Here is a 25,984-nt window from a genome sequence, read left to right on the forward strand (position 1 = left end):
AGGTTGCTGAATGACAGAGAAACGCAAGGGTGAGGGTGATAAGCTGCTCTACTGCTCTTTTTGCGGCAAAAGCCAGCATGAAGTGCGCAAGCTGATCGCTGGCCCTTCCGTCTACATATGTGATGAGTGCGTCGAGCTGTGCAACGACATCATCCGTGAAGAGATCCGCGAGATCTCGCCCAAGCGCGATGGTAACGAGCTGCCGACCCCTCATCAGATCCGCGCTCATCTCGATGACTATGTGATCGGGCAGGAGTACGCCAAGAAGGTGTTGGCCGTTGCCGTCTACAACCACTACAAGCGCCTGCGCAACAGCGGCGAAAACAGTGGTGTGGAGCTGGGCAAGTCCAACATCCTGTTGATTGGCCCGACCGGTAGCGGCAAGACCCTGCTGGCTGAGACCTTGGCTCGCCTGCTGGATGTGCCGTTCACCATGGCCGATGCGACCACCCTGACCGAAGCCGGTTATGTGGGCGAGGACGTGGAGAACATCATCCAGAAGCTGCTGCAAAAGTGCGACTACGACGTGGAGAAGGCCCAGCGTGGCATCGTCTACATTGACGAGATCGACAAGATCTCCCGCAAGTCGGACAACCCCTCCATTACCCGCGATGTCTCCGGGGAAGGGGTGCAGCAGGCCCTGCTCAAGCTGATCGAAGGGACCATCGCTTCCGTGCCGCCGCAAGGTGGTCGCAAGCATCCGCAGCAAGAGTTCTTGCAGGTTGATACCTCCAAGATCCTCTTCATCTGTGGTGGTGCCTTTGCCGGTCTGGACAAGGTGATCGAGCAGCGTTCCGTCAAGGGAACCGGTATCGGTTTTGGCGCCGAGGTGAAGTCCAAGGATGCCAAGGCCTCCTTGAGCGAAACCTTCGCCAAGGTGGAGCCGGAAGATCTGATCAAGTACGGTCTGATCCCCGAGTTCATCGGCCGTCTGCCGGTGGTGGCGACCCTGACCGAACTGGACGAGGCTGCCCTCATCCAGATCCTGCAAGAGCCGAAAAACGCGCTGACCAAACAGTACGCGGCGTTGTTCGATCTGGAAGGGGTCGAGCTGGAGTTCCGTGACGACGCACTCAACGCCATTGCCCGCAAGGCGATGGAGCGTAAAACCGGTGCTCGTGGTCTGCGTTCCATTGTGGAAGCCGTGCTGCTGGATACCATGTATGACCTGCCTTCTCTGGAAGGGGTCAGCAAGGTGGTGATAGACGAGACCGTGATCAAAGGGGACTCCGCGCCCTTGATGATTTACGAAAATCCCGAAACCCAGGCTGCTGCATCAGAGTAAATGTCTGATTTTTAATCGAATGGAAGGGGCTTTTTGCCCCTTTCATGCTTTTTACGGTTTCGGCGATTGAATCTCATCTCTGCGCCCCCATATACTCAGCCAAGCGCTTTGCCAACGGTATAACAAGCCGAGAGGACATATATGAACCTAGAGCGTTCAGAACGCATCGAGATTCCCGTCCTGCCTCTTCGTGACGTGGTGGTTTATCCCCACATGGTCATTCCACTCTTTGTGGGGCGGGAAAAATCCATTCGCTGTCTGGAAGCGGCCATGGAGCAGGACAAGAAAGTTCTGCTGGTGGCCCAGAAGGATGCGTCAACCGATGAGCCGACTGTGGAGGAGATCTTCACCGTCGGGACAGTGGCCAATATTCTGCAGATGCTCAAGCTGCCGGACGGCACCGTCAAGGTGCTGGTAGAGGGTGGGCAGCGTGCCCGCCTGGAGCGGATGATCGACGACAAGGATTTCTTTGTCTGCGAGGCTCAGTACATCCCCTCCCAAGCTATTGAGGAGAAGGATCAGGAAGTACTGGTTCGCTCCGCCATCGGCCAGTTTGAAGGCTATATCAAGCTCAACAAGAAGATCCCGCCCGAGGTACTGACCTCGATATCGGCGATCGACGATGCTGCGCGTCTGGCTGACACCATGGCGGCCCACATGCCGCTCAAGCTGGAAGACAAGCAGAAGGTGCTGGAGATCGTCTCTGTCTCCGAGCGCATCGAATTCCTGATGGCGATGATGGAGTCGGAAATTGACCTGCTGCAGGTTGAGAAGCGCATCCGTACTCGCGTCAAGAAGCAGATGGAAAAGAGCCAGCGCGAGTATTACCTCAACGAGCAGATGAAGGCCATCCAGAAAGAGCTGGGTGAGCTGGAAGATAGCCCGGATGAGTTTGAAGCCCTCAATCGCAAGATTGAAGAGGCTGGCATGCCGGAAGATGCCCGTGAAAAGGCCCAGGCCGAGCTCGCCAAGCTGAAGATGATGTCTCCCATGTCCGCCGAGGCTACCGTGGTTCGCAGCTATGTGGACTGGATGGTACAGGTGCCGTGGAAAGCGCGATCCAAGGTCAAGAAAGACCTTGGCAAGGCGCAAGAGGTGCTGGATGCCGATCACTATGGCCTTGAGAAGGTCAAGGATCGCATCCTCGAATATCTGGCGGTGCAGGCGCGCGTCAATAAGCTCAAGGGCCCCATCCTCTGTCTGGTTGGCCCTCCCGGTGTGGGCAAGACCTCGCTGGGCCAATCCATCGCCAAGGCGACCGGCCGCAAATATGTGCGGATGGCCCTCGGTGGGGTGCGTGATGAAGCGGAGATCCGCGGTCACCGTCGCACCTACATCGGTTCCATGCCAGGCAAGCTCATCCAGAAGATGGCGAAAGTTGGCGTGAAGAACCCGCTGTTCCTGCTCGACGAAATCGACAAGATGAGCTCGGACATGCGTGGCGATCCCGCATCCGCCTTGCTGGAAGTGCTTGATCCGGAACAGAACAACAGCTTCAACGATCACTACTTGGAAGTGGATTATGACCTGTCGGACGTCATGTTCGTGGCCACCTCCAACTCCATGAACATCCCGGGTCCCTTGCTGGACCGGATGGAAGTGATCCGTCTCTCCGGTTACACCGAAGATGAGAAGCTCAACATTGCCAAGCAGCATCTGGTTGCCAAGCAGATCCAGCGTAACGGCCTGAAAGAGTCCGAGATCACCATCGAAGATTCTGCCCTGGTCGGAGTGATCCGTTACTACACCCGCGAGGCGGGTGTGCGGAGTCTGGAGCGCGAGATCTCCAAGATTTGTCGCAAGGCGGTCAAGCGCATCCTGCTGGACAAGAGCATCAAGCATGTTCAGGTCAATCAGGAGAACCTCAAGGAGTTCCTCGGGGTGCAGCGTTTCGATTACGGCAAGGCCACCGACCAGAATCAAGTGGGTCAGGTGTGTGGTCTGGCGTGGACCGAAGTGGGGGGCGATCTGCTCACCATCGAGACCACCAACATGCCGGGCAAGGGCAAGCTCACTTATACCGGTTCTCTCGGTGATGTGATGCAGGAGTCCATCCAGGCGGCCATGACCGTCGTGCGTGCCCGTGCCGAGAAGCTGCGCATCAACGCCGACTTCTACGAGAAGCGCGATATCCACGTGCACGTACCGGAAGGGGCAACCCCGAAAGATGGTCCGAGCGCCGGTATCGCCATGTGTACTGCCCTGGTCTCCAGCTTGACCGGTAATCCGGTTCGTGCTGATGTGGCGATGACAGGGGAGATCACCTTGCGCGGCGAAGTGCTGCCCATCGGTGGTCTCAAGGAGAAGTTGCTGGCAGCCCACCGTGGCGGCATCAAGCGAGTGCTTATTCCGAAAGAGAACGAGCGCGACCTTGAGGAGATCCCGGCAAACGTCAAACAAGACCTTGAAATTTATCCGGTTCGCTGGATTGACGAGGTGCTGGAATTGGCGTTGCAGGACAATCCACAGGGGTTTGAGCGCGTTTCTGTCGTGTAAATGTTGATGCGCCGCAAATTTGGCGCATTCGGCGGGTGGTTAAGGCTTGCATGCGCCCGATAACGGAAGTAGCCTTGACCACCGATCGGGTACTCGTGATGAGTCGCAATGCGTTGTGTGGCGCGGGTTTGCGCCAGATTGTCACTTGCAACTGATCAGGAGGCTTGCTATAAAACCTCCACTTGTTGTGGCCAGGGAAATCAGCGCCGCAGCGGTGTTTGATAAAAGGGGAATATAAGAGTGAATAAATCTCAACTGATTGACAAGATTGCAGACGGTGCCGATATCTCCAAAGCTGCCGCTGGCCGTGCGTTGGATGCCTTCATTGATGCTGTTGGTGAAGCGCTGAAAGAGGGTGACCAGGTTGCTCTGGTTGGTTTCGGTACTTTCGCTGTACGCGAGCGTGCTGCCCGTTCAGGCCGTAACCCGCAGACTGGCGCGACCATCGAAATCGCTGCTGGTAAAGTTCCTGCCTTCAAAGCCGGTAAGGCCCTGAAAGACGCTGTTAACTAAGCCGGTCGCTGATATCCGTCGGCTACCGTCCTTGGTCGCAGACCAGACAAGTTAGAGAGTCTTCTCTCATACTGATTGACCAAGGCGCATCGCAATCGGTGCGCCTTTTTATTGTTTACGCCCATCGAGTTCGGGAGCATAAGTACAAACATGATGTTGGATAAACTACGCGAAGGGGCGCAGGGCAAGGTAGCCAAGGTTATCTTGGGCCTGATCATCCTCTCCTTTGCCTTGGCTGGTGTAGGTAGTTACCTGAACGGCCCGGCCCGTACCGCCCCCGCCACCGTCAATGGCACCGAGATCAGTGCTGCGGCACTGGAAAATGCCTACCGTAACGAGCGCGCCCGCATGGAATCCCAGATGGGAGAGGCATTCAGCCAGCTGGCCGCGAACCCCGATTACATGAAACAGTTCCGCCGCGGCGTGCTGGATCGGCTGATCGATCAGGCGCTGCTGGACAGCAAGGCCCGTGAACTGGGTCTGCGCGTCAGCGATGAGCAGATCAAGCAGGCCATCGTTGCCATGCCGGAATTTGCCGAAAACGGCAAGTTCAACAATGACCGCTATCTGCAGCTGATCCGTCGTGCCGGCATGACTCCTGAAATGTTCCGTGACTCCCTGCGTCAGGACATGGTGCGTCAACAGTTGATGAGCGCCCTGCTGGGCACCGAATTCTCCCTCAAGGGTGAAGCGGAGCAGCTCGACAAGCTCTACAACCAGACTCGCGATCTGCGTCTGGTGCGTCTGGCTGCCGCCAACTACATGGCTGATGTTCAGGTCTCCGACAACGAGCTGGAGCAGTACTACAAGACCAATGGCGCCCGTTTCATGAACGACGAGCAGGTCAAGGTCGACTATCTGCTGCTGGACGCTGCCAACCTCGCCAAGGATATCAAGGTCACCGAGCAGGATGCCCAGGATTACTACGATCAGCACCAGGATCTGTTCCAGCGTGCCGAGCGTCGCCACGTGGCTCACATCCTTATCCCGTTTGGCAAGGATGAGAAAGCGGCCGAGCAGAAAGCAGAAGCCGTGCTGGCCAAAGCCAAGGCGGGCGATGATTTCGCTGCGCTGGCCAAGGCTGACTCTTCCGATACCTTCTCTGCCAAAAAAGGCGGCGAGCTGGACTGGTTCGAGAAAGGGGTGATGGATCCGGCCTTCGAGAAAGCCGCGTTCGCCCTGAACAAGGCTGGCGATCTCTCCACCGTGGTGAAGAGCCCGTTCGGTTTCCACATCATCAAGCTGCTGGGGGTTGAATCAGCCCAGACCAAGCCGTTTGCCGATGTGAAAGAAGAGACCATCACTCGTCTGCAAGCTGACAAGGCCAAGGAGAAGTTCTTCGCCGAGCAACAGAAGATGGCTGACAACAGCTTCGAAAACCCGGACTCGCTGGATCTGACCGCTGATGCCATGGGGATGAAGGTTCAATCTTCCGATTTCTTCACCCAGGCGACTGCTCCGGCTCCGCTGAACGATCCCAAGGTGCTCTCTGTTGCGTTCTCCGAACAGCTGCGCGATGACAATACCAACTCCGACGTGATCGAGCTGGCTGACGGCAAGGCGCTGGTGCTGCACATCACTGGTCACAAGCCCAAAGCGGTCAAGCCACTGGCCGAGGTGAAAGAGCAGGTGATTGCCGCCATCAAGCATGACAAGGCTAGCGAAGTGGCCCGTGGCAAGGCCCAGGGCCTGCTGGACAAGCTGAAAGTCGGTGAGAGCATCACAGCCGATCTGACTGCACTCGGTCTGAAAGTGGAGACCCACAAAGGGGTTGCCCGCTTCGATCGCGAGCTGGATCAGAACCTGATTGCCCAGGCGTTCACGCTGCCCCATCCGATCGACGGCAAGCCGAGCGTGGCTCTGGTTGCCGAGACCAATGGTGACCGCGTTGTAGTTGCGCTGGACAAGGTCAACGTCCCTGCCGCCGCATCCGGCATGGCCGCCATGCTGCAAGCTCAGCTGGGTCAGGGCAAAGCTCAGGTGGATTACAAGTCTCTGATCGACGAGTTGCGCAAAGCGGCCAAGATCGAGTACTTCACCAGTGTGGAAGCGACCGTCGAGTAATCGGCACTGCGCAATCCATTGAAAACGGCTCCTTGATGGAGCCGTTTTTTATCTGTGAGCTAGAGGGGGGATACTCAAGCTCTGCTCTCTGCTCTCTGCTCTCTGCTCTCTGCTCTCTGCTCTCTGCTCTGTGGCGTGTAGTCACATCACTGCTATACGCCGCCATCTCAATCGTCTAAATACGGAATATAAAAAAACCGGCACGTGTGTGCCGGTTTTTCATTGCGAACTTACGCAGGAGTGGGGTTATACCACGCCCTGGGTGCGCAGGTAATCCTCGTAGGTGCCGCCGAAGTCGCGGATACCATCTTCGGTCAGTTCCAGGATACGGGTCGCCAGGGAGGAGACGAACTCGCGGTCGTGGGAGACGAAGATCAGGGTCCCCTGGTAGAGCTCCAGTGCCATGTTCAAGGATTCGATGGATTCCATGTCCAGGTGGTTGGTTGGCTCATCCATGATCAGGATGTTGGGGCGCTGCATCATCAGCTTGCCGAACAGCATGCGACCCTGTTCACCACCGGAGAGCACCTTGACCGGCTTCTTGATGTCGTCCTGAGAGAAGAGCAGACGGCCCAGTATGGAGCGTACAGCCTGCTCGTCTTCGTTCTCCTGTTTCCACTGGGCCATCCAGTCGAACACGTTGAGATCAGTGTCGAAGTCTTCGGCGTGATCCTGAGCGTAGTAACCGATCTGGGCGTTCTCGGACCACTTGATGGTGCCGGTATCCGGAGCCAGTGCGCCGACAAGGGTCTTGATCAGAGTGGATTTACCGATACCGTTGGTACCCAGAATGGCGACCTTCTCGCCCACTTCCATCATCATGTTGAGGCCCTTGAACAGGGGACCGTCGCCATAACCCTTGGATACACCTTCCACTTCCAGGATGTTGCGATAGAGCTTTTTGTCCTGCTCGAAGCGGATGAAGGGGTTCTGGCGGCTGGAGACCTTGACGTCCTCAATCTTGATCTTGTCGATCTGCTTGAGACGGGAGGTCGCCTGACGGGACTTGGAGGCGTTGGCGCTGAAACGGGAGACGAAGGATTGCAGATCGGCGATCTGGGCCTTCTTCTTGGCGTTGTCGGCCAGCAGACGCTCGCGCGCTTGAGTGGCGGCCAGCATGTAGTCATCGTAGTTGCCCGGGTAGACGCGCAGCTCGCCGTAGTCCAGATCCGCCATGTGGGTACAGACAGAGTTCAGGAAGTGACGGTCGTGAGAGATGATGATCATGGTGCTTTCACGTTCGTTGAGCACCTGCTCCAGCCAGCGAATGGTGTTGATATCCAGGTTGTTGGTCGGTTCGTCCAGCAGCAGGATATCGGGGTTGGAGAACAGCGCCTGTGCCAGCAGCACCCGCAGTTTCCAGCCTGGGGCCACTTCGCTCATCGGGCCGTTGTGCTGCTCAAGGGGAATGCCGACACCCAGCAGCAGCTCGCCTGCACGCGCTTCAGCGGTGTAGCCGTCATATTCGGCGACCAGACCTTCCAGCTCGGCGGCCTTCATATAGTCTTCGTCGGTGGCTTCGAGATTGGCGTAGATGGCATCGCGCTCGGCGATAGCCGCCCACAGCTCGGTGTGACCCATCATGACCACGTCCAGTACGCGCATATCTTCGTAGGCGAACTGATCCTGACGCAGCTTACCGATGCGCTCGTTGACGTCCAGGCTCACATTACCGCCAGTGGGCTCCAGATCACCACCGAGGATCTTCATAAAGGTGGACTTGCCACAGCCGTTGGCGCCGATAAGGCCATAGCGGTTGCCGCCGCCAAACTTGACGTTGATGTTCTCAAACAGCGGCTTGGCGCCGAACTGCATGGTGATGTTGTTGCTACTTAACAAGGTATGTGTCCCGATTGGTCTGTCAAATGGCGCGCATTATGGCACAGATCCCCCGAAAGTTTTAGCGAGAAGTGTGATCTTGATCGGGGCAAGCGGGGCGTGCAGCCGATTGATGGGCAATAAAAAAAGCCGGCTTGAAGCCGGCTTGGAAGGATGAACTTGATCTGTTAGTGGGAAGTTGCGCCAGAGGCCCCCAGCCCGGTTTGGGAGCGAACGAACTGCGGCAGGAACTTGGCATGCTCGTCGGCGGCGTTCTGGGAGCTGTCAGTGATGGAGAAGAACCAGATCCCGATGAATGCCAACCCCATGGAGAAGAGGGCAGGGTATTCGTAGGGGAAGATGGCCTGGGCATGGCCCAGCACTTTCACCCACACGGTCGGGCCCAGGACCATCAGGGTTACTGCGCTCACCAGCCCCAGCCAGCCACCGTAGACGGCGCCACGGGTGGTCAGGCGTGACCAGAACATGGAGAGGAACAGCACCGGGAAGTTGCAGCTGGCGGCGATTGAGAAAGCCAGACCCACCATGAAGGCGATGTTCTGCTTCTCGAACAGGATCCCCAGACCAATGGCAACTACGCCCAGCACCAGAGTCGTCATCTTGGAGACACGCAGTTCATCGGTCTCGTTAGCCTTGCCCTTCTTCAACACGCTGGCATAGAGGTCATGGGAGACCGCAGAGGCACCGGCCAGGGTCAATCCGGCGACTACCGCCAGAATGGTGGCAAATGCCACGGCAGAGATGAAGCCGAGGAACAGACTTCCACCCACTGCATCAGCCAGGTGGACGGCTGCCATGTTGGTGCCGCCCAGCAGGGCGCCGGTGGCATCCTTGAAGGCCGGATTGGTGCTGACCAGCAGGATGGCGCCAAAACCGATGATGAAGGTGAGAATGTAGAAGTAACCGATAAAGCCAGTAGCGTAGAACACCGATTTACGCGCCTCTTTGGCATCGCTCACAGTGAAGAAGCGCATCAGGATGTGGGGCAGGCCGGCGGTACCGAACATCAATGCCAGACCGAGCGAGATGGCGGAGATGGGGTCGGAGACCAGCCCGCCCGGGCTCATGATGGCGGAGCCTTTCTCGTGCACTTTGACCGCTTCGCTAAACAGGGCGCCGATGTCGAAGTTGACTGACTTCATCACCATGATGGCCATAAAGCTAGCACCGGAGAGCAGCATCACTGCCTTGATGATCTGCACCCAGGTGGTGGCCAGCATGCCGCCAAACAGCACGTAGAGCACCATCAGGATACCGACCAGCACCACGGCCACATGGTATTGCAGGCCAAACAGCAGCTCGATCAGTTTGCCGGCACCGACCATCTGGGCGATCAGATAGAGGGCGACCACCACCAGCGAACCACAGGCGGAGAGGGTACGCACTTCAGTCTGCTTGAGACGATAGGAGGCGACATCGGCAAAGGTATATTTGCCGAGGTTGCGCAGCCGTTCGGCGATCAGGAACAGAATGATGGGCCAGCCCACCAGAAAACCTATGGAGTAAATCAGGCCATCGTAGCCGGAGGTGTAGACCAGCGCGGAGATCCCGAGGAAGGAGGCGGCGGACATATAGTCACCGGCGATGGCCAGACCGTTCTGGAAGCCGGTGATACGGCCACCGGCCGCATAGTAGTCGGAAGCCGAGCGGTTGCGCTTGGAGGCCCAGTAGGTGATGAACAGGGTAGCGGCCACAAACACCAGAAACATCACGATGGCGGCGACATTAAGGGGCTGACGCTCCACGGCGCCAGAGATTGCATCGGCCGCCAGCAGGGGAGAGGAGGCCAGTGAGGTCAACAGCAGCAACTTGCCTTTCATGATTGCACCCCTTTGAGGATCTTCTGGTTCAGTTCATCAAACTCGCCGTTGGCGCGAAAGACATAGACGCCGGTCAACACGAAGGAGGAGAGGATCAATCCTACCCCGACAGGAATGCCGCGAGTAATGGTCGACCCTTCGCTCAAGGGGGTGCCCAGCCAACCGGGGGCAAAGGCGATGAGCAGAATAAACGCCAGGTAGAGTCCCAGCATCAGAGCCGAGAGGGCCCAGGCAAAACGCTGGCGCTTGGCGACCAGCTCCTGGAAGTTGGGATCTTGCTGGATCCTCAGATAGCTTTGCTGTTCCATTGCAGTTCTCCATGACATGAGTGTCAGCGGTGGATGGGGTAACCCCGACGAGCAGGCAATCTGCTCATGTAAGCAAAATGTGAATTAAATGTTATTTCTCGACAATTAGACTTTGGGATAAGTGAGCGGCGAGCCGCAGGTCAGGCGCAGGTAGATGAGCGCGGCCGTGGTGGCATCGGCAAGGGCATCGTGGGCGGGCAGGGATGGCAGTTCAAGGTGGCTACAGATGGCACTCAAGTGGAGGTCAATGGCCGCATCGGGATAGCGGCGATAGAGGTGGTCGTGATAGAGCTGGCTCACCTCGATCCCTCGCTGGGGCAGGGTCAATCCCCACAATTTCTGGCAGGCAAGATTGAGAATGCGCAGGTCGTAGGCGATGTGATAGCCCACCAGTTCACGGGGGCCGATATAGTCGAGTAGCAGGCGCAGCGCGGCTTCCAGCTCCATCCCCTGTTGCAGATCCTGATGGCGCAGACCGTGGATCACCACAGATTGGCTGGTCAGGCTAGCCGGTGGCTGTACTTTGATGGCGAGGGCCTCGCCGGTCAGCAGCCGGTTGCCCTGAATGCGCACCGCCCCGATGGAGACGATCTCGGCCTGCTCGGGATCGAGACTGGTGGTCTCGAAATCGAGGGCGATCCGTTCATCTTCCGGTGGGGTGGCAAAGAGTGGCGCGAACTCGCCCGTTCGGAACGCACGGCCATACCAGTAGCGTCGAACGCGGTTCAACATGGCTATTGTCTCAGACGAAAGTGCAAGGTGAGCCACTGCTGGAACTTTTTCACCTGATGCAGCGCCTGGCGCAACAGATCCCGCTCGCTGTGGCTAAGCTCGCTTGTCTGCACCCGACTATTGCCCCCCTTGAGCTGGCTGCGCAGCCTAAGCCGGATAAAGAGCCGGAACGCCTCTGCCAGATTGCTGCCATAGTCGGCACTGAGCCGATCGGCTGCCACCAGCGCATCGATACGCCCCAGGGTCGAGGTCTCCAGAATGCCAGCCTCAAGGGCCAGCATGCGGATACCGTGCACCAGTGGAAACAGGCCGCCTCGCTTCAGATCCAGCCCTTCCGGTGGCTGCTCCAGCCTGCCAAACAGGGTGAGGGGGGCATGGAAGGCCACCGCCGGTCGCACCATCTCCGCCAGCAGATCCCGTCTGTCGGCCAGCTGCTCGCGCAGCGCTCTGGCAACCGGCAGATGGAGCTGTCGATCCCCCGCGATGGGGTGAGCATCGGCCAGGGTGGCGAGCCAGAGTAGCTCATCCTCTTTTGTCGTGGTGCAGGCACTGGCAATGGCGCTTTGCCACTCGCTGCCTGTTTTCACCCAGGCCGGATTGTTCACCATCACCTGCCCGGGGCACAGCGGGTAGCCGAGGCGCTCCAGCAGGGCGCTGAATTCGGCCAGATCGGCTGCCTGGGTGGGCCATGCCAGCCCCTCTGGCAGGATCAGGGCGTTGTCCTGATCGGTTTTGAGGATCTGCTCGCCGCGCCCCTCCGAGCCCAGCATCAGCAGGCAGACGTTATCCTGCACCTCGGGGGGGATCACCAGCGCAAAGGCTTTGGCGATCAGCTGCTCGTTGATGGTGGCGATCAGCTTCATTAAAAAGGCGGTGTGGATCCCTTGGGCAAACAGCGATCGGGTCAGTTGTTGTTGCTCGCGGGCCACCGCCTCCAGTGCTGGCATGCTGTCGGCGCGGGCGATACGCAATGTCAGCACGTGGGAGTGGGTAGAGAAGAGTCCCAACACCTGAGTCAGTTGCAAGATGCCCGCTACCGCGTTGCCACGCCACACCACCAGCCGCTTGATGCGATGACGGGTCATCAGCAGCAGGGCATCAAACAGATAGCTCTCCAGCGGCAGACCAATCAGCGGTGTGGGGGTCAGCACCGAGAGGGGGGCCGTCAGTGGCAATCCCTTGAGGGTCAGGGCGTGGAGCAGGGTCTTGCGGGTTGCCAGCGTGAGGGAGCCGTCATGGGCGGGATAGAGCAGGCAATCAGTCCCCTTGCTCACCATGGCTTCTGTGGCCGCCAGCAGTGACAGCTTGCAGTCGACGATGAGCGGTGCCTGCAGATGGCCGGGTTCGATGCGGGTCAGGATAAATTCAGCCAGATTCTTCTGACCCAGTTGTTCGCGTTGCTCCTGCTGGCGCTGGCGCTCGGCCAGATTGGCGGTGAAGTAGCTGGCAAACTGCGGATCCTGCTCACAGAGCGCCAGAAAGGTGTGGCGAGGGATGAGCTGACAGAGGCTATCTTCCAGCGCGGTGAAGCGGTGGCGGCAGTGGCCGTCAAACTGGGCGCGCACATCGAACAGGTCATCGACCCCGTAATCACCAAACGGGTGGTGAGGGGCAGACTCTTCTACCGCCCCCTTGATGATGAGATAGAGGCCGGGAGGCTCGTCCCCCTCCTTGAGCAGCAGATCGCCAGCGCGAAAATAGCAGAGCGAGAGGTGGCGGGAGAGCCGCTCGCGGGCCTCCTCATTCAGTCGGTCGAACGGTGGTCTGGCAAAATTGAACAGGGTTGACATGACGGCGTCCTCTGCTGGCTTGCGGCACTCATGCAACTCCCAGTGTGACAAAGGGAGGGGGAGGCGGCCAGCCGACTTTAGTCTCAGCTGTACCGGATGATCACACTCTGATAACGTGGTGGTATGACCAGTAGGTCAATAACCCGGATCAAGGAGAGGACAGGGAGATGGAAAAACCAAGGATCAAGTGCGAGATCCACGACGGGATTGCCGAAGTGATGCTGACTCGGGGTGACAAACTCAATGCGCTGGACAGAGCCATGTTCAGAGCCATCGACGAGACGCTGACGCAGCTCGCCCGGCACAAGGGGTTGCGGGCGGTGATCCTGCACGGCGAGGGGCGGGCCTTCTGCGCCGGGCTGGATGTGAAATCGATGCTGCGCCAGCCGGTTGCAGCACTCGATATTCTCAAGCGCGAGGCGGACGAAGCGACCAATCTGGCCCAGCGGGTCGCTTATGGCTGGCACCAACTGCCGGTGCCGGTGATTGCGGTCACCCAGGGAGTCTGTTTTGGCGGTGGCTTGCAGATTGCGCTCGGCGCTGATTTTCGCTTCAGCACCCCCGATTGCCGTTTCTCTGTGATGGAGATCAAGTGGGGCATCATTCCCGATATGAGCGGCAGCGTCACCATGCGCAACCTGATGGGGCTGGATACCGCCATGGAGCTTGCCATGAGTGGGCGCGAGCTGGATGCCGTCGAGGCCAAATCCCTCGGGATAGTGAGCCGGGTCTGCGCCGATCCGCTGGTGGAGGCGCGGGAGTTTGCCCGTACCCTTATCACCAAGTCGCCGGATGCGCTGGCGGGGATCAAGCAGCTTTACAGTCAGGCCTGGGCCCGCAGCGATGAGGCGATGCTGAAGGAAGAGACTCGGTTACAGAAGCAGATCCTGGGACGCCCTAATCAGTGGCGGGCCACCCTTAACAGCCTGTTTCGCTGGCGGCTGCCCTTCGGGCCGCGCCGCAATCCGCTCTGACTGCGACCTGCACGAGCGATCTACGGTATGCCCGACTACTTGGGTGGCTTGCAGTCGGCGCTGCTTAACCAGGATGCCACCCTGTTTCGGCGTAAATACTTTCTCAACGGCGCCCACATGGGGTTCATCTTCTACGCCACCGACCCGAACATGGGCGACGACACCGAAGAGGAGATGAAGGAGATGATTGCGAGCAGCAAGGGGGGGGGGAAACTTTCGCTCTATGTTCGTCAACATCCCGGACGGTAAGCCCGATGGCATCAAGCTGATCCCGGTGGGGGACATCGCCACCAAGGACGAGTTCGCGGCTATCAAGGGGATCACCGCTCAGGATGTATTGACCAGCCACCGCTTTCCAGCGGCGCTGGCCGGCATCATTCCGACCAATGGCGGGGGAGGGCTCGGGGATCCCGAGAAGTACGATGCGACCTATGCCCGCAACGAGGTGCTGCCGCTGTGCGAGCTTATCCAGGATGCCATCAACAGCGCGGGACTCCCGTCTCCCTGCGGGCCGATTTTCGGGAGAATATCGGTTCAACTGTATAAACAAACAGTGTTTGCTGTGGCAAGATAGGCTGTTGATTTGGATAGAAAAGGGGGCGTAATGCGGGTTTATTGCAAAGTGTGTGGCCAGCGGGGCCGCATTACCAAGACCAACCGACTGAGCGATGATGTCTCGGATCTCTACTGCCAGTGCACCGATGCAGAATGTGGCCACAGCTGGGTGGCCACCTTGTCGTTCGCCCACACCCTAAGCCCCTCGGCCAAGACCACCAACCAGCTGGTATTGAAAGGACTGAGTGGATTGTAACAAGCTGGAATTCAGTGCCGCAGACGTCTAGCATCCTTCATCGAATTTCTATCACCTGTCTGCTTTGACAAAGCAGACAGGATGGAGAAAATTACATTTATAAGAAGACTTATGGTGAAGTGCTCTAATAGTACTCCCCCCATCTTTATAAATAAGGAAGAGTCTATGGAGCACATTACTCTGAATATATTTTGTCTTTCTCGTATCTTATGCCCAACTATCTTATTATCCAGCATGGATATGAATTATCTAATGAAATAATATATTGTAGGTTTTAAGGAACATTGAATACATCAACAGTTTTACCTTGTAAAAAGTCCTTCGACTGAGACAAGCACTTATACATGACTTTTTTCCAATGATTTTCAAATCGATGTTCTGTTATTACAGGCTCAAGAAAATTGTCAATAAATTCTGCCTCCAGTTTAGCTCTAGACATGGAGTATCTATTTTTTTTGTAAAATCTATTTCTTTGGCTAACAATATCGGCTAAGTGGTCACTTGCTCTTATACTATATCTACTAGCCAAGCCGAAGTCAGAGAAATGCTTTATGGCTCGCTGTGCATCAATTAGTGACCACGTATTTGGTGGTGCGGCCGTGTATATTACGGCTCCTGGAGTTACAGGATCGTAAATGTCATCGATAACATAGCTGGCAAATACCCACTGCTGAGTATAAAAAATATCACTATCTAAATATGGATGAAGGATTTGATCTCCTGGAGTTTTTGCATAATCATCACCTTTTTCACCCATATTACAATCGCGACAGGATGGGACTAAATTCAACGGTAGTACTGATAGTTGTGGAAAGTGTGCTACAGGCAAAAAATGATCTATATTTTTTGGCTCTCCGATTTCACCACAAAATGGGCATTTCCCATTTGCAGATGCAAGTAATCTGTCATAGATTTTTCTGGCTGATTTTTTGGGGTTCCTTAAGTAACCAGTGTATAGTGCTTCTAGTTTCGATTTTTTAAGTCCAGGAACAACATCAGTATCTTTATCAAGGTCATTAATTCTAGGGAATCGGCATAACCTTCCTTTTTCACCCAATAGACGATACTGATTTTCAATAGGCATGAGATATGGTTTAGAATCTAAAAATCTAGCTTTCATATTCACCTTTTCCATGCTATCAGAACATGCATTTAAAGCATCGGAAAAACTGTATGGAGGTTCTGGGAGTTTTTTCATTATTACATCCATCTATCTCTATTTATTATCATCGACTTTAACACCGAGCGGGCTTCCATACCTAACTGTTCGTCATACTGCATCAGTATTTCTTGATAGTTCATGTGTTGCGAAACAGACTTTGATAATAAACTGTGATAACCAGAGTTTATAACTTCCAAACCGAAGACTTCTTTAGTTAATACGCCTACGTTTTCACCAAAAGTCTCTATGTCTAGGCGATATGGAATAATGACGTCTCCAACTCGGTTAATTTTCCAGACGCATGTTCTCGGTACTTCTTGAAGAACAACAGGTGAGTGTGTTGCTATTATAGCGACACCGTTTTGTTCAAAAAGCAATTCACTTAATGTCCGAATAAATGCTGATAATAATGGTGGATGGAGATGCCCTTCCGGTTCATCAAGTAATATAAGTGTTTTTTCTTCAATCTTTGATATTATTTTTGTGATAGTAAAAAGGACAATGGCATGGCCAGAACTGAGACGCTCTAATATATCAATAATCTCATCATGCAGTTTCGAAATGAATGGTGTAGAGTCAACCTGTTCATTCTCCTTAAGATTTCTTTCAAGTCGACGATAATACCTCAATAAAATAGACAGATTCATTGATTCGAAATTTATATCTGCTTCTAGCTGATTGATTGAATTAAGCCACAACTCTCTTTTATTATTTAACCGGTAGCAATCAACAAGTGATTTTACAAATTCATACCTTAACTCTGACAGAGTTAAGTGACTCTCTGGATTTTTTTGGCTCTTCAGACCGATATAAAAATAACAGGTTCCTTTGCTTGGGTTTGGCTGTTCTTTAGGAGGTAAGAAGGGGTCAAATGCACTAAATGAAATCGATATTAGACTGCTGAAATAGTCTGATTCTATTGGTCTTCTTTGCCATGAGTTTTCAATGAAACTACATGTTCCCTTTGGGGTGTTGGTTATTGCATCAATCATCCCATTAAGAATTGTAGTTTTACCTGAACCATTTCTACCTATCAATGCATGTATGTTTGTGCTTGGTGTGGAGTTATCCTTAACATTGAAATCAAGTTCAATAGGGTATGTTTCATCATCTTCACTATAACGTACGAATGAAAATTTAAACGCTGTGAGTTCAGGTTTTCCAGCAAGAGCCCTTGCATATTGTCCTTTTATCGATGTTAAGCTTGAGTCTCGAAGTAAGGATATTCGAAATACGTCCTCTTCCTGTACTGCATCTATAATATCTTGATTCAGTGTAATATCATTTAATGAAGTCAGAATTTCCCTAGCTAAGCTCTTGTTTAACAGAGAAAGATTTCTGTAAAAATCAACGTCCACTCCTACAGAGAAGAAAATAGAAGATAACCTAGAAAAATTAGGTTTTATTTTCTTGTAGGTAGGTGTTTCTGTAGTCTGTCCTTTAAAAGCGATCTTAACGTATCCGATATCATGACGTTCCCCATTTTTATCAAAAACTGATAAATAGAACATTGTCATAAATGAATAGTCATTCCAATTGTCAATTTTTAAATACACATGGTTCTTTGCATTTTGAGGAACCCTTTCATGTCGTTCTAATACTGTAAACTCCATGATAATCACTCTTTGTAGTTCGGTCAGGATTTGAGTTGTATACAATACTGCGACATTTGTCTACAAGAAGGCTCAAGTGAAGCAGCTTATAGAGGGGTATTTTTGTGTAGCAATCCGCTAGCATTTCAATTTGTGTGATTTTTAGTCAGAATGCCATCCAATGAAGCTTTCAGTTACGGGGATTATTGTTTTGTCAGTCCAGATCAAACGCATTAAACGAAACCAATTGGATGCTATTTAATTGAATGTTTGTTTTTGTATTGTTGGGTTACCCTGTTTCTGCATCCATTCCGGCGCATCCAGCCCTTCCAATACACGCCACATCTCTGACTGATAGGGCACTGGCAGCATTTCGATCCAGCGGTGCGCCCCGGTGTGGCCTTGTGCCTGGTAGACCTCGCGGCACAGCTCAACCAACATCGGCCAGTCTTGGTTGCCTTCCGGTACCGCGTATTCATCAAGCTGGTCCTGTTCAGTTGGTTGTAGTCCCTCCAGTCGCCAATCCGGCTCGCATGGGAGAGTTCGACTCGACTGCAGCTGTCCGTTCTCCAGCCAAAGGGTGAAACCGTCTGCCGTGACGCTGGCTTCAGCCCGCAATCGCTCAATGGAGAAGGGCGATAATCCCCATTGTTCCCTCATGATCTGGTCTGCAAAGGCATCAGGATCTGGTTGCGTACAGTTATTGTCAGAGCTCCAAGGTGCCGGGCTGTCGCCCGTCTTAACCCCAACCCCCCTCGCTACAGCCTCGGCGGCTTTCCTGGCTTCATGGGTGCCGGCGGGCACAATCTCCCACCCTTGCAGGCGGGTCTTGATGCCCAGACGAGTGGAGGTAATGCCCATCAGGCGCTTGATGTCTTCGCCATAACAGTTGGCCTGCTCCTCAATGAGGTGGGCCAGCTTGATGGGGTGTTCGGCACGGGTGGCCAGTGCACCGCCCATGGCGTGCAGATAGCAGCGGAAAATGCCGTTATCTGCGGCAAAGCGGGCCGCCTCAAAGCGCGGGTCTTGCAGCACGGGCTTGGGTGGGCCAACCAGTTCGGCATGCTTCTTGGCGTTGCTGATGCGACGCAGCTCGCGCCATACCCCGACCGGGGCACCGCCGATCTGCTGGAATGTGCGAATGCCCCACCAACTGGCCCAGGCCACGGCATGCAGGGCGCCCTCATCGGCGGCGGTGCCGGACTCTTCGTCATCGTCCAGGTAGGCGCCGTCGATGTTCTTGGCAATGTATTTGGCGATATAGCCCGCGGCATCGCCCTTGGCCGGGTCTATCTCTTTCCAGTCGAAGCGGGGTGTGAAGTCGGTAAAGGGTGGGGCGCCCTTGATATCCCGTACCAGCTCGTCGTGGTCATCGGTCAGGGCATAGCGTTGCAGGATGCCGATAACCCGGTTGCGATTTTCCGGGCGCATAAATAGCAGCATGTGCCAGTGCGGGGTGCCGTCGTGGTGAGCCTCGCACACGCGAAATCCATAAACGGGGGCGTTCCACCGTTTGAGGGCGGCCACTTGATATTTCATCAGACGATGACATACGCCCACTTTGCACCGGATTATCTCAATGATGCTGTCCGCTTTAACCCGTTGGAAAACCATCTTAAACCAGCTTGATCTTCCTCGAGAATGGGCTGAAAAAAGTGTCCACATTTTGCCAATTTTGGTGTCTTTTCACGTCCCAAAGTGTCCCCGTGTGTGGCACTTAACTCCTTGATTTAAATGTAACTTGTTGAAATTAAAGAAATAAAAATGGCAGCCGAGGCTGCCATTTTTATTGATGTCTTATGTCGTTCTGGTTCAGGAGATCTTGCGATCCTGATCCGGCTCAAACGGATGACCTGCTTTTTCCTGCTCCAGATTATCTTCGGAGCGGTGGCCAGCCCAGTAGTCAGCATTTTTGATACCGAGCTTCTCCGGGTGGAATACCGGATCCAGCCCCTTGGCTTTCTGGGATTCATAATCCTTCAGGCAGGCGAAGGCGGTCTTTTGCAGCAGCAGGATGGCGACGATGTTGAGCCAGGCCATCAGACCGACCCCGATATCACCCATGCCCCATGCCAGCTCGGCGGTCTTGACGGTACCGTAGACGGTAGAAGCCATCAGGGTCAGCTTGAGCACAAAAGTCAGCCAGGGACGGTTCACCTTGCGGTTGATGTAGGCGATGTTGGTCTCGGCGATGTAGTAGTAGGCAACGATGGTGGTGAACGCGAAGAAGAACAGCGCGACGGCCACGAACATACTGCCAAAGCCCGGCATCATGCTCTCCATGGCAGTCTGCACATAGCCCGGGCCCGCAGCCACACCGGCGATACCCGTGTACAGGGCAGTACCATCCGGCCCTTGCACGTTATAGAGGCCGGAGATCAGCAGCATAAAGCCGGTGGCGGAGCAGACGAACAGGGTGTCGATATAGACGGAGAACGCCTGTACCAGACCCTGCTTGGCCGGGTGACTCACTGCGGCTGCAGAGGAGGCGTGCGGCCCGGTACCCTGACCCGCTTCGTTGGAGTAGACCCCGCGTTTTACCCCCCACATGATGGCCAGACCCAGAATGGCACCGAAACCGGCATCCAGACCGAAGGCGCTCTTCCAGATCAGCAACAGCACGCCCGGCAGGGCAGAGATGTTGAGGGCGATGATGACGCAGGCCACGATGATGTAGCCCAGCGCCATAAAGGGCACCACGGTACTGGCGAAGTTGGCGATACGCTTGACGCCACCGAAGATGATGAAGCCGAGCAGCAGCGCCAGACCGGCGGCAGTGACGTTCGGATCGATATCAAAGGCGGTCTGCAGGCTGGCACCGATGGAGTTGGCCTGCACGCCCGGCAGCAGCACACCGCAGGCAAAGATGGTAGCGATGGCGAAGGTCCAGGCGTACCACTTCATGCCAAGCCCTTTCTCGATGTAGAAGGCCGGGCCGCCGCGGTATTCGCCGTTGATCTTCTCTTTGTAAACCTGACCCAGGGTGGACTCCACGAAGGCGGAGCTGGCGCCGAGGAAGGCGACCATCCACATCCAGAACATGGCGCCCGGGCCACCGAAGGTAATAGCGGTGGCAACACCGGCAATGTTGCCGGTGCCGACGCGACCGGCCAGGGTCATGGCCAGCGCCTGGAAGGAGGAGACACCGGCATCGGTGCTCTTGCCATCAAACATCAGGCGCACCATCTCTTTCATATGACGCAGTTGCAAAAAGCGGGTGCGCAGGGAGAAGTAGAGACCGACCCCCAGACACAGGTAGATGAGCGCAGGGCTCCAGATTACACCATTGATGGCATTGACGATTTCATTCATGTACAACAACTCCTTTGTTGTGTTTGTGGCGCTCTTTTGGCGAGATCTTGGCCTCGCTCTCTGTCACTGTTTTCGGCCCTGTCTGTTAACAATCCGGTTAACAAATGAGCGCGAGGTTGAGGGGTTAAGCAGGGCGCAAACGCGCGCCGTGCATGGGGTGTAACATATCGAGTTGTATCGGTGCTTCCCAGCGAAAAATGTTGCCTTGTTGCAAATTTGTGAATTGACAAGGGTGGGGAGATAATGGCAGGCAGCGTTTTCTATGAGTAAAGATGAGATCCTCCTTGTTTATCTGCGCCGGACAATGTGACGGGCGTAACACAATGGAAAGCAAACATAAGGCCAATCATGAAAGAGATTGCTGAAACATTGACGATCCGTCCCCCTGAGGCCGACGACGGGGATGCCATCGCCCACTTGTTTACCCAATTGGGGTATCCTGCCGAGGGCCGTGACGTGACGGCGCGCCTGTTGGTGCAGGATCCCGCCAGTTTTGTACTGCTCGCCTCCTTGGCCAACAAGGTGGTCGGCGTGCTGGTGTGGCACATGCTGGCACCGCTGCATGTTGCACCAGCGTGGGGCCTGATCTCGGCGCTGGTTGTCGATGAAGGGGCAAGAGGGGCGGGAGTGGGCGCAGCCTTGCTCAAGCACGCTGAAGAGATGGCGCGCGCCGCAGGTTGCGTCCAGCTGGAGCTCTCCAGCAGTCTCAAACGCGAGGCGGCCCACCGTTTCTATCTGGCGCAGGATTATCAGGAGCGGCCGAAACGGTTCGTCAAACTGCTGTGACGTGGTTTTTGTTTAAAGAGAAGGAGTAGGCGTGCTGGGATGGTTCAAATGGCTGGGTGGTCGCCCGCAAACGCCCATGAGCGACGATGAGCTGGCGCTGTGGCGTCAGGGGCTGGCGGCTGTGCCCATCTTGCAAGGGCTGAGCGACACCGAGCAGACGACGCTTATCGGCTTGGGGCAACAGCTGCTCAAGCGCAAGACTCTGACTCTGATCGGGGTCGATCTCAGCCGCCGCCAACAGACGGTGCTGGCGCTGCAGGCGGCGCTGCCCATCTTGCACCTCGGCCTTGACTGGTATCGCGGCTTTCACGAAATCATCATCATTCCCGAGCCCGTGACCCGGCGCCAGGAGGTGCAGGATGAGTTCGGGCTGGTGAGCGAGGTTGAAGAGGAGAACGCCGGTGAATCCTGGCCGCAAGGGCCGCTGGTGCTGGCCTGGAGCGAACTGCAGCAGGATGGCGACTGGGACGGCTTTAATCTGGTGATCCACGAGCTGGCTCACAAGCTCGATATGCTGGGCGGTGAGGCGGACGGTGCGCCGCCGTTGCCGGGGCAGATGAGCAGCCAGCTTTGGCAGCAGGCCTTTCAGACCGCCTTCGATGCGCTCTGCCAACAACTCGACCGGGATGAAGTGACCGATATCGATCCCTATGCTGCTGAACATCCCGCCGAATTTTTCGCCGTCAGCTGCGAGTGTTTCTTTACCGATCCGCTGCGGCTGCAGCAGGTCTATCCCGCTGTATACCGGCAACTGAGCCAGTTCTTTAGCCAGGATCCCGCCCTGCGTTTCCCCGCGACCCGCTTGCTGGCGGGGGAGGGAGGTTACGGAGTTCTGTGACATCAATGCACAACAAAAATGGTAAAACAGTGGAAATGCTTAATTGTGGTCTGTATGGAGATGGTAGGGAGTGGTCATACGGCTTCAAACCGGTAACCCTACCGTGTTATCCGGAGTCACCGTATGACCACCAACGAGAAAGTAGCAAGCCGCAAACTCAGCCTGCTAGCGCTCGCCAAAGAGCTCAATAACGTCAGCAAAGCCTGCAAGCTCATCGGCTACAGTCGTCAGCAGTTCTACGAAATTCGCCGTAATTACCAGACCTATGGCGCCGAGGGATTGCTCGACAAATTGCCCGGCTGTAAAGGGGCTCATCCCAATCGGGTCGCGCCCGAGATTGAACAGGCCATCCTCGATTACTCCCTCACCAGACCAACTCATGGCCCGCTGCGAGTCGCCCAAGAACTGGCTCTGTAAGGTATCAATGTCAGTGCGGGTGGTGTGCGTGGCGTGTGGCAACGTCATGACCTGCTCTCCAAACACGACCGCTTGTTGCGCCTCGAGAAAACCCACCGCGAGCAGACTATTGAGCTCAATGACGAGCAAATTCGGCTGTTAGAGCGATTCAGTCCCGAGTTCCGCGAACGCCAGATAGAGGTTCACTACACCGGGAACTGGTGGCGATCGACACCTTCTTCGTCGGCGCGCTCAAGGGGGTTGGCAAGGTGTATCTACAAACCGTGCTGGACTGCTATAGCCGCCACGCCTGGGGAAGGCTCTACACCAGCAAGCTGCCGGTGACCTCGGTTCATGTGCTCAATGAAACGGTGCTGCCGTTCTTCGAAGCCCACGAGGCACGGGTCTATACCATCCTGTCGGATAACGGGCGCGAGTTCTGTGGGCGCCCAGACCACCATCCCTACGAGCTGTTCCTGCAACTGGAGGGAATTGAGCACCGAACCACCAAGGTGCGCAGGCCGCAGAGCAACGGCTTTATCAAGCGGCTACATCGAACCTTGCTGGATGAACACTTCCTTATCAAGGGGAGAACGACCTGGTATGAGTCGGTGGAGCAGATGCAGACAGACCTGGACAGCTACTTGGAGCACTACAACACCTAGCGGCCACATCAAGGCAGGATGATGGAGGGTCAAACCCCCTACACCATGTTCAAGAAGGGTCTGAAATTGATACCGAAGGAAGTGCGCACTAAAGTAGCGTAAACAAGACACCGGTTTGAGGCCGGTGTCAGGTGATAACTAGATCTGTACAGGCGTGTTGGGTTTAGGCGAGAGTCGTTTGTTTTAATTTGTTTATACTCTTAGCTCTCTTTTTATATCTAACCCACATGACAGACCCATTTGTTTTTTTCATTTCAAAAAGGTCTATAGATTGAAATAGATCGCTGAGTTTCCTAAATCCATAGTTACGTTGGTCAAATGATGCGTGGTTAGATATGTGATTTCCAATCTCACCAAGCGTAGCCCAACCATCATCTTCTTCAACCGCCTCTATTGCTTGTCGTAGCAAATTGATGAGCTTTGTATCACCTTTTATGTTCTTACTTTGCTTTTGAATCGGTTGCTCTAAAACTGGTTCTGCGTCCAAATATAGAAATCGAGAGCAACTGTTGACAAATGGTAATGGTGCTTTACGTTCTCCAAATCCAACAACAAACTTACCATCAGCAAGAGTCCTAGTCACTAAAGGGGTAAAGTCACAATCCGATGACACAAGACATATCACGTCAATATCTTTTGTGTATAGGACGTCCATTACATCAATAGCTAATGCCATGTCTGTAGCATTCTTACCTTTTGTTAGATCGAATTGTTGAACTGGTTGTATAGCATAATCGTGCAGTATATCTTCCCAAGGCTTCAGATTATGATTTTTCCAATTTCCATAAGCTTTTCTAATGTTAACAACACCGTAACGAGCTAACTCTGATAATACGGTATCTATCTTGCCTGCAGGCGCATTATCAGCATCAATAAATACGGCGATTTTTTCTTTATTTTTCACTAAAGCCTCCATGCTATTTATTACGTAATCAGCAGTGTTCCCATTGCATCGTTAAGTCGTAGGGTCGAACTGCGAGGCGTATTCGGACGAACGAGAGTTTAGTTTGCCATAGACGTTATTCGCAATCTGTGATGACTGGTCGATTGCGTTGTCTGGTTTCATCCAAATTGTATCCCATTGCTCTTTACGTAAGATGAAAATGCCGACCCTCGGGTCGGCAGTTTCAAGAAATAGGGTGTGGGGTGAAACAGTATGGGAAATGGTTGCCCTCTATCGCCGGGCTATTTATCCGCCTTGCCCGCCGCATCGGCCAGTTTGGCCAGCTGTTTGTCATACCAGGCTACCGGGCGGTTCTCATCTTCCGCCTGCTCTTTGCGCCGGATGGCGTTGCGCACCGCCATGGCCCCCAGCCAGCGAAATGGTTCGGGCGGAAAGTAGCCGCGCGGGCCGCTTACCAGGGCGCAGTCACGCCACGGTTTGTCCTCCTCCCGCACCTCATCGCGCACCAAGGCCGCCAGTACTTGACCGCCCATCCAGCTCTGCGCCACCCCGTTGCCGGAGTAGCCGAGGCCATAGACGATATTGGGCTGCCCTCGCCAGTGGCCGAAGAAGGGGAGGCCATCTACCGAGCGGTCGGAGGCGCCGCACCAGCTGGCGGCGATGGGCACCTCTTTGAGCGCCGGAAAGAAGCGGCGCAGGGTGCGGGTTAGGGGGGCAAGATAACGGCTCGGTGCATCAAACTCGGCCAGATGGCGGTTGGCAAAGGCGAAGGTGTTGCCCCCCTTGCCCAGCATCAGCCGCCCTTGCGGGGTGGAGCGGTAGTAGTGGACAAAGGTGCGGCCATCCACCACGGAGCGGCCATGCGCAAGCTGCTGGGCGGCCAGTGCATCCGGCGCGGGGTCGGTTATCACCATATCGGAGGAGACCAGCACGATACTGCGGCGAAACTCGCGAAAGTGCTGCACCATGGCGCTGTTGAGGGCCAGCACCACCTTGCGGGCACGCACCTCACCTTGCGGCGTTTGCACCCGTGCGGGCTGGCCCGCCTCAAGGCGCTGCATGGGGGAGTGCTCATAGACCTCGACCCCCAGCTCCCGCGCCACCCGCAGCAGGCCACGCACCAAGAGCGCCGGTTGCACCGAACCGGCGTGGGGGCTGTAGAGCCCCTCCAGATGGACGTGGGAGCCGCTCTGGCTCGCCAATTCACCCTCTTCAATCGCCTGCCACTGGTTAAGGTCGGCTCGCTGTAGCTCCCGTAATACCGGCTCCATCAGGCCGCGCTGCGCCTCGCTGGTGGCGGTGTAGCAGGTGCCCTCGACCCTCAGCTCTGCCTCTATGTTGTGCTGTTCGCAGAAGCGGGCGATCTCGTGCACCGCCTGCTCGGATCTTTGCACCAGCCAGGCGGCCTGCTTTTCGCCAAAGAGGCGCTTTAAGGTCAGGTATTTGGCCGACCAGGTGAGCAGGCAGCCGCCGTTGCGCCCGGAGGCGCCGCTTCCGCAGCGATCTTTTTCCAGCACCATGATGCGCAAGTGTGGCTCGGCCTGTTTAAGGGCGATGGCGCTCCACAGCCCGGTAAAGCCGCCACCGACGATGCAGATATCGGCCTCGTGGTGGCCGTGAAGGGGCGTGGGCGGCGCGGGCTGTTCGGCGGCGAGGGCTTCGGCCAGCCAGAAGGGGAGAGTGGACATGATGACTCC

General features: G+C 55.4%; 18 protein-coding genes and 3 pseudogenes. 10 read left to right on the forward strand and 11 right to left on the reverse strand.

Annotation, left to right across the window (positions count from 1 at the left end; genetic code table 11):
- The first annotated feature begins 10 nt into the window (after positions 1 to 10).
- From clpX to ppiD, 4 genes are all read left to right on the forward strand, one after another.
- Positions 11 to 1,285, forward strand: coding sequence for an ATP-dependent protease ATP-binding subunit ClpX (gene clpX / locus OKC31_RS16335; protein ID WP_247822678.1), 1,275 nt, complete (start codon positions 11 to 13; stop codon positions 1,283 to 1,285).
- Positions 1,286 to 1,426: 141 nt separating this feature from the next.
- Complete coding sequence (gene lon / locus OKC31_RS16340; RefSeq protein ID WP_005336976.1) at positions 1,427 to 3,781, forward strand: endopeptidase La; 2,355 nt, start codon at positions 1,427 to 1,429, stop codon at positions 3,779 to 3,781.
- Positions 3,782 to 4,021: 240 nt separating this feature from the next.
- Entirely contained in the window at positions 4,022 to 4,294 is a 273-nt protein-coding gene (hupB, locus tag OKC31_RS16345; RefSeq protein ID WP_005315375.1) for a nucleoid-associated protein HU-beta, read from the forward strand.
- A 150-nt stretch (positions 4,295 to 4,444) separates the two neighbouring features.
- Entirely contained in the window at positions 4,445 to 6,358 is a 1,914-nt protein-coding gene (gene ppiD / locus OKC31_RS16350) for a peptidylprolyl isomerase (RefSeq protein ID WP_270657203.1), read from the forward strand.
- Positions 6,359 to 6,604: 246 nt separating this feature from the next.
- On the opposite strand, the gene OKC31_RS16355 is transcribed toward ppiD, so the two are convergent.
- The 5 genes from OKC31_RS16355 to OKC31_RS16375 all read right to left on the reverse strand — a co-directional run bounded on the left by OKC31_RS16355 (position 6,605) and on the right by OKC31_RS16375 (position 12,847).
- Complete coding sequence (locus OKC31_RS16355) at positions 6,605 to 8,197, reverse strand: ABC-F family ATPase (protein WP_040068106.1); 1,593 nt, start codon at positions 8,195 to 8,197, stop codon at positions 6,605 to 6,607.
- A gap of 167 nt (positions 8,198 to 8,364) precedes the next feature.
- Positions 8,365 to 10,017 (reverse strand): cation acetate symporter, encoded by a 1,653-nt coding sequence (locus tag OKC31_RS16360; protein WP_247822679.1) that lies wholly within the window; start codon positions 10,015 to 10,017, stop codon positions 8,365 to 8,367.
- Positions 10,014 to 10,325: a DUF485 domain-containing protein gene (locus tag OKC31_RS16365; protein ID WP_040068110.1), complete on the reverse strand. Its 312-nt coding sequence runs from the start codon at positions 10,323 to 10,325 to the stop codon at positions 10,014 to 10,016. The genes OKC31_RS16360 and OKC31_RS16365 overlap by 4 nt, the downstream gene beginning before the upstream one ends.
- A 105-nt stretch (positions 10,326 to 10,430) precedes the next feature.
- Positions 10,431 to 11,057 carry a 3'-5' exonuclease gene (locus tag OKC31_RS16370; RefSeq protein WP_247822680.1) on the reverse strand — a complete coding sequence of 209 codons (627 nt, stop codon included), beginning with the start codon at positions 11,055 to 11,057 and terminating at the stop codon, positions 10,431 to 10,433.
- 2 nt (positions 11,058 to 11,059) lie between these two features.
- On the reverse strand, positions 11,060 to 12,847 hold the full coding sequence (locus OKC31_RS16375; protein WP_270657205.1) for a putative nucleotidyltransferase substrate binding domain-containing protein: 1,788 nt from the start codon (positions 12,845 to 12,847) through the stop codon (positions 11,060 to 11,062).
- Between the two features lie 167 nt (positions 12,848 to 13,014).
- Between OKC31_RS16375 and OKC31_RS16380 the strand changes: the two genes are divergently transcribed.
- The 3 genes and pseudogenes from OKC31_RS16380 (at position 13,015) to OKC31_RS16390 (ending at position 14,632) form a co-directional block, all read left to right on the forward strand.
- A complete protein-coding gene (locus OKC31_RS16380; RefSeq protein WP_270657207.1) occupies positions 13,015 to 13,821 on the forward strand; it encodes a crotonase/enoyl-CoA hydratase family protein in 807 nt (268 codons plus the stop codon).
- 6 nt (positions 13,822 to 13,827) lie between these two features.
- A pseudogene (locus tag OKC31_RS16385) lies at positions 13,828 to 14,367 on the forward strand (phage portal protein); the annotation flags it as partial.
- 58 nt (positions 14,368 to 14,425) lie between these two features.
- A complete protein-coding gene (locus OKC31_RS16390; RefSeq protein ID WP_333563522.1) occupies positions 14,426 to 14,632 on the forward strand; it encodes an ogr/Delta-like zinc finger family protein in 207 nt (68 codons plus the stop codon).
- A 274-nt stretch (positions 14,633 to 14,906) separates the two neighbouring features.
- Here the strand turns inward: OKC31_RS16390 and OKC31_RS16395 are convergent, their stop codons facing one another.
- The 4 genes and pseudogenes from OKC31_RS16395 to OKC31_RS16410 all read right to left on the reverse strand — a co-directional run bounded on the left by OKC31_RS16395 (position 14,907) and on the right by OKC31_RS16410 (position 20,698).
- On the reverse strand, positions 14,907 to 15,830 hold the full coding sequence (locus tag OKC31_RS16395; protein ID WP_270657208.1) for an HNH endonuclease: 924 nt from the start codon (positions 15,828 to 15,830) through the stop codon (positions 14,907 to 14,909).
- 2 nt (positions 15,831 to 15,832) lie between these two features.
- On the reverse strand, positions 15,833 to 17,407 hold the full coding sequence (locus tag OKC31_RS16400) for an AAA family ATPase (protein ID WP_270657210.1): 1,575 nt from the start codon (positions 17,405 to 17,407) through the stop codon (positions 15,833 to 15,835).
- Positions 17,408 to 17,644: 237 nt separating this feature from the next.
- Positions 17,645 to 18,910 (reverse strand): annotated as a pseudogene (locus tag OKC31_RS16405) (replication endonuclease); the annotation flags it as partial.
- Between the two features lie 288 nt (positions 18,911 to 19,198).
- Complete coding sequence (locus OKC31_RS16410) at positions 19,199 to 20,698, reverse strand: alanine/glycine:cation symporter family protein (protein WP_270657212.1); 1,500 nt, start codon at positions 20,696 to 20,698, stop codon at positions 19,199 to 19,201.
- Between the two features lie 348 nt (positions 20,699 to 21,046).
- On the opposite strand from OKC31_RS16410, the gene OKC31_RS16415 reads away from it, so the two are divergent.
- From OKC31_RS16415 to OKC31_RS16425, 3 genes and pseudogenes are all read left to right on the forward strand, one after another.
- Positions 21,047 to 21,484: a GNAT family N-acetyltransferase gene (locus tag OKC31_RS16415; protein ID WP_270657213.1), complete on the forward strand. Its 438-nt coding sequence runs from the start codon at positions 21,047 to 21,049 to the stop codon at positions 21,482 to 21,484.
- Between the two features lie 76 nt (positions 21,485 to 21,560).
- Entirely contained in the window at positions 21,561 to 22,322 is a 762-nt protein-coding gene (locus tag OKC31_RS16420; protein WP_270657223.1) for a zinc-dependent peptidase, read from the forward strand.
- A 123-nt stretch (positions 22,323 to 22,445) separates the two neighbouring features.
- Positions 22,446 to 23,485: pseudogene (locus OKC31_RS16425) on the forward strand (IS481 family transposase).
- Positions 23,486 to 23,546: 61 nt separating this feature from the next.
- On the opposite strand, the gene OKC31_RS16430 reads toward OKC31_RS16425, so the two are convergent.
- Positions 23,547 to 24,287, reverse strand: a complete 741-nt coding sequence (locus OKC31_RS16430) for an NYN domain-containing protein (protein ID WP_270657214.1) — start codon at positions 24,285 to 24,287, stop codon at positions 23,547 to 23,549.
- Positions 24,288 to 24,568: 281 nt separating this feature from the next.
- Complete coding sequence (locus tag OKC31_RS16435) at positions 24,569 to 25,975, reverse strand: FAD-dependent oxidoreductase (RefSeq protein ID WP_270657215.1); 1,407 nt, start codon at positions 25,973 to 25,975, stop codon at positions 24,569 to 24,571.
- Between the last annotated feature and the right edge of the window lie 9 nt (positions 25,976 to 25,984).

This window comes from Aeromonas sp. Y293-4 (assembly GCF_027705905.1).
Classification (GTDB): Bacteria; Pseudomonadota; Gammaproteobacteria; order Enterobacterales; family Aeromonadaceae; genus Aeromonas; species Aeromonas veronii.